This window comes from Trebonia sp. (genome assembly GCF_030042015.1).
Taxonomy (GTDB): domain Bacteria; phylum Actinomycetota; class Actinomycetes; order Streptosporangiales; family Streptosporangiaceae; genus Trebonia.
The window spans coordinates 22,363-31,111 of sequence record NZ_JASIAL010000308.1 but is presented as its reverse complement, the minus strand read 5'-3'; the positions used below and the strand labels follow the sequence as shown (position 1 = coordinate 31,111).

9 protein-coding genes are annotated in these 8,749 nt (G+C 69.6%); 2 read left to right on the top strand and 7 right to left on the bottom strand.

Features of this window, described 5'->3' with window-relative positions; all coding sequences use genetic code 11:
* Positions 1 to 173: 173 nt before the first annotated feature.
* The 5 genes from Q1N79_RS16585 to Q1N79_RS16565 all read right to left on the bottom strand — a co-directional run bounded on the left by Q1N79_RS16585 (position 174) and on the right by Q1N79_RS16565 (position 5,551).
* Complete coding sequence (locus Q1N79_RS16585; RefSeq protein WP_300609977.1) at positions 174 to 884, bottom strand: MerR family transcriptional regulator; 711 nt, start codon at positions 882 to 884, stop codon at positions 174 to 176.
* A gap of 47 nt (positions 885 to 931) precedes the next feature.
* Complete coding sequence (locus Q1N79_RS16580; protein ID WP_300609976.1) at positions 932 to 1,894, bottom strand: ABC transporter permease; 963 nt, start codon at positions 1,892 to 1,894, stop codon at positions 932 to 934.
* Positions 1,891 to 2,790, bottom strand: coding sequence for an ABC transporter permease (locus tag Q1N79_RS16575; protein ID WP_300609975.1), 900 nt, complete (start codon positions 2,788 to 2,790; stop codon positions 1,891 to 1,893). Before Q1N79_RS16575 ends, Q1N79_RS16580 begins: the two co-directional genes overlap by 4 nt.
* Before the next feature lie 12 nt (positions 2,791 to 2,802).
* Positions 2,803 to 4,089 (bottom strand): spermidine/putrescine ABC transporter substrate-binding protein, encoded by a 1,287-nt coding sequence (locus Q1N79_RS16570; RefSeq protein ID WP_300609974.1) that lies wholly within the window; start codon positions 4,087 to 4,089, stop codon positions 2,803 to 2,805.
* A gap of 70 nt (positions 4,090 to 4,159) precedes the next feature.
* Entirely contained in the window at positions 4,160 to 5,551 is a 1,392-nt protein-coding gene (locus tag Q1N79_RS16565) for an aspartate aminotransferase family protein (RefSeq protein ID WP_300609973.1), read from the bottom strand.
* A 106-nt stretch (positions 5,552 to 5,657) separates the two neighbouring features.
* On the opposite strand from Q1N79_RS16565, the gene Q1N79_RS16560 reads away from it, so the two are divergent.
* A complete protein-coding gene (locus tag Q1N79_RS16560; protein ID WP_300609972.1) occupies positions 5,658 to 6,146 on the top strand; it encodes a glutathione peroxidase in 489 nt (162 codons plus the stop codon).
* Positions 6,147 to 6,179: 33 nt separating this feature from the next.
* On the opposite strand, the gene Q1N79_RS16555 is transcribed toward Q1N79_RS16560, so the two are convergent.
* On the bottom strand, positions 6,180 to 6,728 hold the full coding sequence (locus Q1N79_RS16555) for a hypothetical protein (RefSeq protein WP_300609971.1): 549 nt from the start codon (positions 6,726 to 6,728) through the stop codon (positions 6,180 to 6,182).
* Between the two features lie 333 nt (positions 6,729 to 7,061).
* On the opposite strand from Q1N79_RS16555, the gene Q1N79_RS16550 reads away from it, so the two are divergent.
* On the top strand, positions 7,062 to 7,775 hold the full coding sequence (locus tag Q1N79_RS16550; protein ID WP_300609970.1) for an alpha/beta hydrolase: 714 nt from the start codon (positions 7,062 to 7,064) through the stop codon (positions 7,773 to 7,775).
* A 175-nt stretch (positions 7,776 to 7,950) separates the two neighbouring features.
* On the opposite strand, the gene Q1N79_RS16545 is transcribed toward Q1N79_RS16550, so the two are convergent.
* Positions 7,951 to 8,724 carry a hypothetical protein gene (locus Q1N79_RS16545; protein ID WP_300609969.1) on the bottom strand — a complete coding sequence of 258 codons (774 nt, stop codon included), beginning with the start codon at positions 8,722 to 8,724 and terminating at the stop codon, positions 7,951 to 7,953.
* Positions 8,725 to 8,749: the final 25 nt, after the last annotated feature.

Sequence of the window (8,749 nt, the reverse complement as noted above, 5' to 3'; positions counted from 1 at the left end):
CTCGCCGGGCGGCGTCAGCGACCCGAAGTTCATCGTGCCGAGGCAGAGCCTGCTCACCGACAGGCCGCTGCGGCCAAGATGCGTGTAGTCCATGCGGCTAGCTTTTCACGAGCCGCGTGATCGCCATTGGGTGCGGCTCGTCTGGAGGGAGTGTCTGACCTGCGGGGGTGGGCTCACTCCGACCCGGCTGTCCGGCGGCCGGTTAGCCAGCACAGATGACCGTTCAGCCCGGGCGTCGGGGGCCAAGCCGCGCTCGCCGCAGGACCGGATGCCCGGTCAGCACATGCTGTTCCCGGTCCGCGGTGATCCTCGCGGTATGTTCGGGGTTTGTGCTGGTATGACGACGCGAACCCGGAACGTATCGCGGCGGCGGCCGGCCGGGATCGGCGGCCCGGGTGCCGCCGGGCATGGCACTGCGCCGGGGCGTGGCGGGGCGGCCCCGGCCGCGGCCGGCGCGCCACATGAACCAGAATTAACCACCAGGATCGCAAGAAGTGTGCAAGGTGGACGGTAGTGACTGGTGTGATCAAATGATGCCGGGCCTGGGGCAGGCGGCCGCAAAGCCGGGCGGCCGCGGCGGCCCGCTCCCTGGTGTGCTCCAGGTGCGGTCGCATCGCGGCGGCGAGCTGCCATTCGGGATCGTCGAGCGCGGACGCGATCTGCTCCAGCGGGAAGCCCAGGCTGCGCAGCAGCGTGATCCGGTACAGGCGGGCGACGTCGGCGGGCGTGTAGAGCCGGTGGCCGGCGGCGGTGCGCGCCGACGGGCTCAGCAGCCCGATGTGGTCGTAGTGGTGCAGCGTCCGCACGGTCAGGCCGGAGGCCCTGGCCAGGGCACCCACCTTCCACGCTTCGCCGCGGCCGGCCGCGGTCCCGGTTGCGCTCATGTCAGGCACGCTTGCCCCTGACGTAACGTCAGGGGCAAGCCCGGCGGTCAGCCTTCGCCGACGATGCTGGTGAGGGCGGCCAGGCCGCTGCCGCGCTCGCCGCGGGTGAGCAGGCGGTAACCGACGTAGCCGATGAGCACGATCACCAGCGACATCGCCAGCATGATCGAGCCAAGCGCGTTGAGCGCGGGGCCGCCGTTGCCGCCGTGCTGGGTGGAGTAGATGATCACGGACATCGGGGTGTTCCCCGCGCTTGACGACAGCAGGTCCACGATGACGAAGTCGTCGATCACGCCGGAGAACACCAGCACGGCGCTGGCGAAGATGGCCGGGGCAAGCAGCGGCAGCATGACCCGCCGCATCACCTGGAACGGGTTGGCGCCCAGGTCGGCGGCCGCCTCCTCGTACTGGCGGCCGATCGTGACCAGCCTGGCCTGCACCACGATGGCCGGCCAGCTCACGTTCCAGGTGACCAGGCCAAGGACCTCCGCGGTGGTGCCCAGGTGCACGGTGGAGAACAAGGTGGTGAACACGAAGAACATCGAGACGCCGAAGATCAGCTCGGGGATGACGTAGGACAAGATCATCACGAAGTTGAACGTCCCGGGGACCGGCCCGCGCCACCGGTTGATGCCGAGCGCGAACGCGACGCCAAGCGGCACCGCGATCACCGTGGTGAGCACGGACAGCCGCACGGTCTGGATGACCGCCGCGTGCAGCTGGGGATTGTGCAGCACGGAGTTGACCGGGTCGCTGAAGTACCAGCGCCAGGAGAACCCCTGCCAGGCGGACTGTGACCTGCCGTTGTTGAACGAGAACAGCACGGCGATCGCGATCGGCACCAGCGACCAGACCAGGTAGAGCCAGGTGAAGCCCTCGAGGAACCACGGATGCCGCCAGGGGTTGCGCCATGGCATGCGGCTGACCCGCGCGGGCGCGGCGGCAGGCGCCGGTGTCGCGGTGGCGTCCGGGGCGGAAGCGCCCGGAGCGGCGGCGTTCGTCGCGGTCATGTGGCCGCCTCCCGGTTCGTCGCGATCACGTAGTAGACCATCGGGACGAGCAGCACGAGCAGCAGCAGCAGCGAGAGCACCGCGCCCTGGCCTTCCAGGCCGGGCGTGCCAAGCTGGCCCTGGATCAGGTTGCCGATCATGGAGGTGGACGCCGCGCCGGACAGCATCTGGTTCGTGTAGTAGTCGCCGAGCATCGGCAGCACGGTGATCAGCAGTCCTGTCAGGATCGGCTGCCTGCTCAGCGGCAGCGTGACGTGCACGAACGTGCGGATCCGCCCGAGGCCCAGGTCGCGCCCGGCCTCGATCAGCGCCGGATTGATCCGGTCCAGGCCCGCGTAAAGCACCAGGATCAGGTACGGGATATACCCGTACACCAGGCCGAGCACGACCGTCACCGAGCTGCCGCCCAGCCAGTTGACCGGGGAGATGCCCACCCAGCCGAGCACCTTGTTCACGTAGCCGCCGGTCGACAGCAGGTCGATCCAGGCGAGCATGCGCATCATGTAGCTGATCCAGAACGGCGCGATCATCAGGACCAGGAACAGCCCCTTCCTGCGGCCGGCGAACCGGGCGACGAAGTAGGCGGCCGGGTAGCCGATGACCAGGCAGAGCAGCGAGGCGATCGCCACGTAGATGATCGTGCGCGCCGCGATCGGCCCCGCGAACGACGCGCTGCCGAACAGGTCGCGCCAGACGTCGATGACGTTCGACGACGACCAGCTCGTGGGGTTCCAGACCGCGACCGGGGCCTCGTACAGCTGGTTCAGCTTGCCCATCGCGATCGACAGCACCGCGTAGAACGGCACGATGAACAGCACGGCCAGCCAGATGATCCCAGGCGTGGCGAGGGCGATCCAGAACGCGTTCCTGCCCCGGTTCTTCGCGGCGAGCCGCATGCCAGCCACCCCCTAGATCCCGTTGCTCACCACGAGCCAGGCTTGCTGCCACAGCGCGTCGGCGTCCACAGGAAGCTGCAACTCGAAAAGGCCGCGGCGGAAGTACGACGGCAGCACCGCCGTGGACATCAGCGACGGCGGCAGGATCTGCTCCTTGACCAGCAGCTGCGGGGTCACCGCGGTCAGCGGCTGCATGTAGCCGTTCCAGCTGATGTTCTCCAGCGCGTTGGGCAGGTCGAGCATGTAGTTGAGGAACAGGTGCGCGAGCACCGGGTTGGTCGCCGACTTCAGGACGACCTGGGTGTCGTTGTTGACCGGCCCCCTGCCGTCGGGGGGGAACCAGTAGCCGACCACGTCGACGGGGACGCCCTTGGGCATGTAGGACGCCGCGGCGGCCATGTCGCCCGACCAGGCGTTGGTGATCCAGGTCTGGCCGTCAGGGACCTCGGAGTAGTCGTTGTTGTTGATGCGCAGGTTCACCAGGCCGCTGAGCTCTTCCAGCGACTCCCGCGACAGGCCGATCTGCCGGTAGTCGGTCGTGTTCAGGTTGAAGATGCCGTTCTTCATCAGCCCCAGGCAGATGCCCTCGCGGTAGTCGTCGAGGATCGCGACCCGCCCTTTGTACTTGGCCTGCCAGGGCATCGCCCACGCGTTCTTCATCGCGTACGGGTTCTCGTGCACCAGGTCCTTACGCCAGGTGATCCCGGTCGTGTAGATGGTGTACGGGACCGTGTACTGCCACTTCTGGTCGTAGAACGGGTCCGTGTAGTCGGGCCAGGTCTGGGCGATGTTCGGGATGTAGCTGTGGTTCAGCGGCTGGGCGAGCTGGCCTTCGATGAGCTGGCCGAGCACGTCCACGGTGGCGCCGACCAGCAGGTCGAAGGACAGGCCGCTGCGCAGCTTGGACAGCGCCTCGTCCATCGTGTTGAACGTGGTGACCTGCGCCTTGCAGTTGTACTTCTTGGCGAAGCCGTTGACGCAGGCCTGGTTGATGTAGGCCTCCCACGTGTAGATCTGCAGCGTGGCGCCCGTCTCCGCCGCGAGCCCCGACTTGATCGGGGCGTTCCCCGCGAAGACCGGCCAGGTCACCGGGTGGTCGGGCCGCGGCAGCGGAACCGCGCCCGATCCGGTCAGGTCGGAGGCGCAGCCCGCCAGGGCGCTCGCACCGACCCCGCCGGCGGCCAGCGCGCCGAGCGCCGTGGCGCTCTTGAGGAACCAGCGGCGGGTCAGCGCCGCGTCCGCCGCCGGACGGCGGCGTGGCAGGCCGTGTCCCTGCCAGCCTTCTCTCGGGTGCGCCACTATTCACCTCCGGCGCTGTCGGCCCCTTGCCCTGACTGAATGTTCCGTCAATTGAACTATCGGTGGAGCGTCAAGGCAAGGTTTTGCCAGTAAAGATCTGTAAAGAATGGATTGCGTCGGCGAACGTGCGGAAGTTCGCCACCAGCCGGTCGATGTCCGCCTCGCCATGCTGCACCGAGATCAGCCACTGCTCGATCTTCCCCCACGGCGGGAGGAAGACCCCGCCGTTGTGCTGGAAGAGCCAGTGCGCATGGCTCAGCGAGTCGTCGGCGGCCAGGAACCCGCGGTAGTCGTGCACCGGATCGGGTGAGAACACCACGCAGCCCTTGGCGCCGGCCGTCACGACGTGCGCGGACAGGCCGTAGTCGGCGATCGCGCGGGATATGCCCGCGACGGCGCGGGCCCGCAGGTCCTCGATGTGCTCGTAGGCGGCCTCGGTCACGACCTCGCACAACATGGCGCGCGCCGCCGCCATGGCCAGCGGGTTCCCGTTGAACGTGCCGACCATCTCGTAGCCGCCGCTGGCGACGTGCTCCATCACCTCGGCGGTCCCGCCGATCGCGGCGACGGCGACGCCGCCGCCGAGCGACTTGGCCAGGCAGACGAGGTCCGGCGTCACCCCGCTCAGCGCGGTCACCCCGCCGGGTCCCACGGTCAGCCCGGTCTTGACCTCGTCGAAGGTGAGCAGCGCGCCGCGGGCGTGCAGCAGGTCGCGCAGGCCTGCCAGGTACCCGGGCAGCGGGGGGATGATGCCTGCGTTCATCATGATCGGCTCGATGATCATGCCGGCGATCTGCCCCGGGTAGGCGTCGAGCAGCCGGGCGACGCGGCCGAGGTCGTTGAAACCGGCGACCAGGGTCAGGTCCGTGATCGCGGCGGGGATGCCGCTGCTCGACGGGACCGAGGCCGGCCGGCTCGCCGGCCCTGCCTCGTCGGCCGACGGCATCACCGAGACCTGCACCGAGTCGTGGTGCCCGTGGTAGCACCCCTCGACCTTGATGATCAGGTCCCGGCCGGTATAGGAGCGCATCAGGTGAACGGCGTCCATCGTGGCCTCGGTGCCGGAGTTGGCGAACCGCCACCGCGGGAGGCCGAAGCGGCGCGCGAGCTCCGCGGCGACCGCGATCGCGTCCGGCGTGGGCTGGGCGAAGTGCGTGCCGCGGCCAGCCTGCTCGCGGACCGCGCGCACGATCGCCGGGTGCGCGTGCCCGGCGAGCGCCGCGCCGTACCCGCCGTGCAGGTCGACGTACTCGTTGCCGTCAGCGTCGTAGACCTTGGAGCCGGCCCCGTGGCTCAGCCATACCGGCTGCGGCTGGGTGATCTGCCAGCTCGAGGTGACGCCGCCGGCCAGGTGCTCGCGGGCGAGGGCTGCCAGCCGCGCCGAGGCGGGCTGGCGGCGGACGAAGACCGCCTCTTGTTCGGCGATGATGACGGATAGCTTGCTGTCGGCTTGGGTAAGCACCGCGCGATCCTCTCATTGACTGAATGTTCAGTCTAAGTGTCGAGAGGGTCGCGGGCAAGAGCGACCTGGCTCGAGAGCCAGGTCGCGCGGACGGTACGGTTGGCTCGTGAGCATCTACGACATTCCGGTCAAGACCCTGGCCGGTGCGGACTCCTCGCTCGGCGACCTCGCGGGCAAGACGCTGCTCGTGGTGAACGTCGCCTCCAAGTGCGGGCTGACCCCGCAGTACGGCGCGCTCGAGGCGCTGCACGAGCGGCTGAGCGACCGCGGGTTCTCCGTGGTCGGCTTCCCCTGCAACCAGTTCGCCGGCCAGGAGCCGGGCTCCGCCGAGGAGATCGCGCAGTTCTGTTCGGCGACGTACGGCGTCACGTTCCCGATGTTCGAGAAGATCGAGGTCAACGGCCCCGGCCGGCACCCGGTCTACACCGAGCTGACGGCGTTCCCCGACGCCAGCGGCGAGGCGGGTGACATCCAGTGGAACTTCGAGAAGTTCCTGCTCCGCCCGGACGGCACGGTAGCCGCGCGGTTCCGGCCGCGGACCGCGCCCGACGACCCCGCGGTGCTCGCCGCGATCGAGGGGAACCTCCCCGCCTGAGCGGGGAGGTTCCCGGGAGTTAGCTGGCGGCGGTTATGGCAGCTTGACCGGGCCGGACGCCGCGATTTCCTGCTGCCAGGCGACAGGCGCCACCGTCATCGAGCACACGCCCTTGGACTTGGCCGCGATGCCCAAGACGGTGACCGTGTACTTGCCGCTGCCGCTGATCCCCTTGTACGCGCCGGTGCCGCCGTAGACCGTGTACGTGCCGTGAATCGCGCCCGTCAGCAGGCATGTCTTCTGGTTGAAGCTTTCCGGCCCTGAGCCGCTTGAGTGCTTCACCTTGAACGTTCCGCCGGAGAAGACGAACGTGTCGACCGTGTTGCCCTCGTGATCGATGCCCGCGCCGGTGAAGACGCCGTAGGCGATGACACCCTGCGTGGTCGCCGTCCCCGACGTGGTCATGGCCTGGAAGTGCTCGGTGCCGGACACGGCCGCCGCGCTACGCGCCGCCACCGGCGCGGCCACGGCCGGGACCGCGACGGCCAGCCCCACGACGGCCGCCGCGGCCGCCCCCGTCATGGCGGCAAAAGCCGCGCGCTTGCGCCCCGTGAAGCTGGTGCGCGTGAACCCCGTACGCATGTGTAATCCTCCTTGGGTGCTGCCCCGGGACCCCGCCCCGCGGCGGTTGACATCACAGCAAGCATCGGCGGGGAAGCCCCGGCGGGACATCACGGAACGCACCACCAGATTTAGGCGCCTGAACCGTCACGAAGGAGGACGCACACGGCTTGCGGCCGCGGCTGCCACGGGCACGGTTTGGCGGTGGGGGCCCCGCCGGCAATAGGCCTGGCGCTGGGGGGCCCCACTGCCAAAAACGGCGGTTGGGTTAGGGGAGTGTGACCGGGCCGGTCCCCTTGATTTGGGCCGCCCGCACATTGCGCGGGCCGCGGCCGCGGGTTTAGCGTCCGCGGCATGACGACCTATGTTCTGGTGCACGGGGCGTGGGGCGGCTCGTACGGGTTCCGCCTCGTGCGCGGCCCGCTGCGCGCGGCCGGGCACGAGGTGTTCACGCCGAGCCTGACCGGGATCGGCGAGCGCGCCCACCTGGCAAGCCCCCAGGTCAACCTCACCACCCACGTCACCGACGTGGTGAACACGATCCTTTATGAGGACCTGGGGGACATCGTGCTGCTCGGCTACTCCTACGGCGGCATGGTGGTCACCGGGGCGCTGGAGCACGTCGCGGACCGGGTCGCCCACCTGGTGTACCTGGACGCGTTCCTGCCAGCCGACGGCGAGTCGCTGGACGACCTCAGCGGCGCCGGCTACGCCGCGGGCGCGATCGGGCCGGGCCGCGAGTGGCTGGTGCCCCCGCTGTCCCGCCCGATGCGGGACCCGGCCGAAGCCGCCTGGTACACCGTACGCCGCTCTCCCCACCCGGTCGGCTGCTTCACCGAGCCGGTCCGGCTCCCCAAGCCGCTCGAGGACTACCCGTTCACCCGCACCTACGTCAAGGCGACCGAGGAGCCGCGGCCGGAGCCCGGCACGCGGCCAAGCGCGTTCTGGCGGGCTGCCGACCGGGCAAAAACCGACCCGGCCTGGCGCTACCGGGAGATCGACTCCGACCACCTGATCCCGATCAACCGGCCGGGGGAGCTGACCGCGCTCCTGCTGGAACTGACCTAGCGGGACCAGGCTGTCCCGCGCGCGAGCTGGGCAAGCTCCCGGCCGTCGGTTCCGGGTCGGCCCGCATACGTCCAGTTGCGGGAGGCGCTCGAACAACTGGGGCGGCTGGCGGACGTCCTGGAGTGAACCGGCCGGGGGAAGCCGGGGCAATTCGCGTCGCTGCTCTTGGGCTGGGCTAGACCGTGGGCTCGGCACGCTGGACGGGGGCACGCTGAGCGGACGGCCGGAACGGGTAGATCAGCATCTTGTGATAGCCGAGCCGGTACGCGTACGCGAGGTAAAGGTGCAGCTCGTTCAGCGCCTCGGCCTCCAGCCGGCGGGCCAGCGGCGCTAGGTCCTCATCGGTGTAGCCACGGATGTGCTGCGTGGCCGGGTGCAGCTGCATGGCCGCCTGCAGCCGGGCCGGGGCGGTGTCCACGTTGATCATCCGCACCACAGTGATCTTGTGCATGATGGAATTGCGCCAGCATTCCAGGTCCGCCAGCGGCTTGGCGTCCTTGAGCCGAGCCGCCACCTGGTTGTGGTAGTAGACCGCCGCGTCCGCTATCCACCGCGGCTTGGGAGCCGCCGCCCTGAGCCTGACATCGCACCAGTCCTGCATGTCCTCGCCCATCCGGTCGTACAGCCGGCTGAGCGGGAGCGTCAGCAGGCCGGGCAGCGTCCCGGGCAGCAGGTCCCTGTCGCGTTGCGGGGGCAATTTCCCGAACCAGAGCCCGGCCGGCACGATGATCCCCACATAGGCGGCGTGGTCGTGGTGGCTGGCCGCGACGACGACCAGCCCGGCGCCCGCGGACACGAGGGCCGTGGCCACCACGATGAATAGGGCCGAGTACCGGGCGCGCGGGCCGAACGGGGGCCCGACCCTGCGGCAGCGCAGCCGCAGGAATCCCCAGGCCAGGATCAGCGACAGGGCAAATGTCCCGACAGCACCAAGCACCGTGCTCGTCATGTCACGCCCCCTCGCCGTGCGCCTG

Coding starts and splice junctions, on each gene's coding strand:
- Q1N79_RS16580 (WP_300609976.1), bottom strand. CDS start 1,894: ATGACCGCGACGAACGCCGCCGCTCCGGGCGCTTCCGCCCCGGACGCC.
- Q1N79_RS16555 (WP_300609971.1), bottom strand. CDS start 6,728: ATGCGTACGGGGTTCACGCGCACCAGCTTCACGGGGCGCAAGCGCGCG.
- Q1N79_RS16575 (WP_300609975.1), bottom strand. CDS start 2,790: ATGCGGCTCGCCGCGAAGAACCGGGGCAGGAACGCGTTCTGGATCGCC.
- Q1N79_RS16550 (WP_300609970.1), top strand. CDS start 7,062: ATGACGACCTATGTTCTGGTGCACGGGGCGTGGGGCGGCTCGTACGGG.
- Q1N79_RS16585 (WP_300609977.1), bottom strand. CDS start 884: ATGAGCGCAACCGGGACCGCGGCCGGCCGCGGCGAAGCGTGGAAGGTG.
- Q1N79_RS16545 (WP_300609969.1), bottom strand. CDS start 8,724: ATGACGAGCACGGTGCTTGGTGCTGTCGGGACATTTGCCCTGTCGCTG.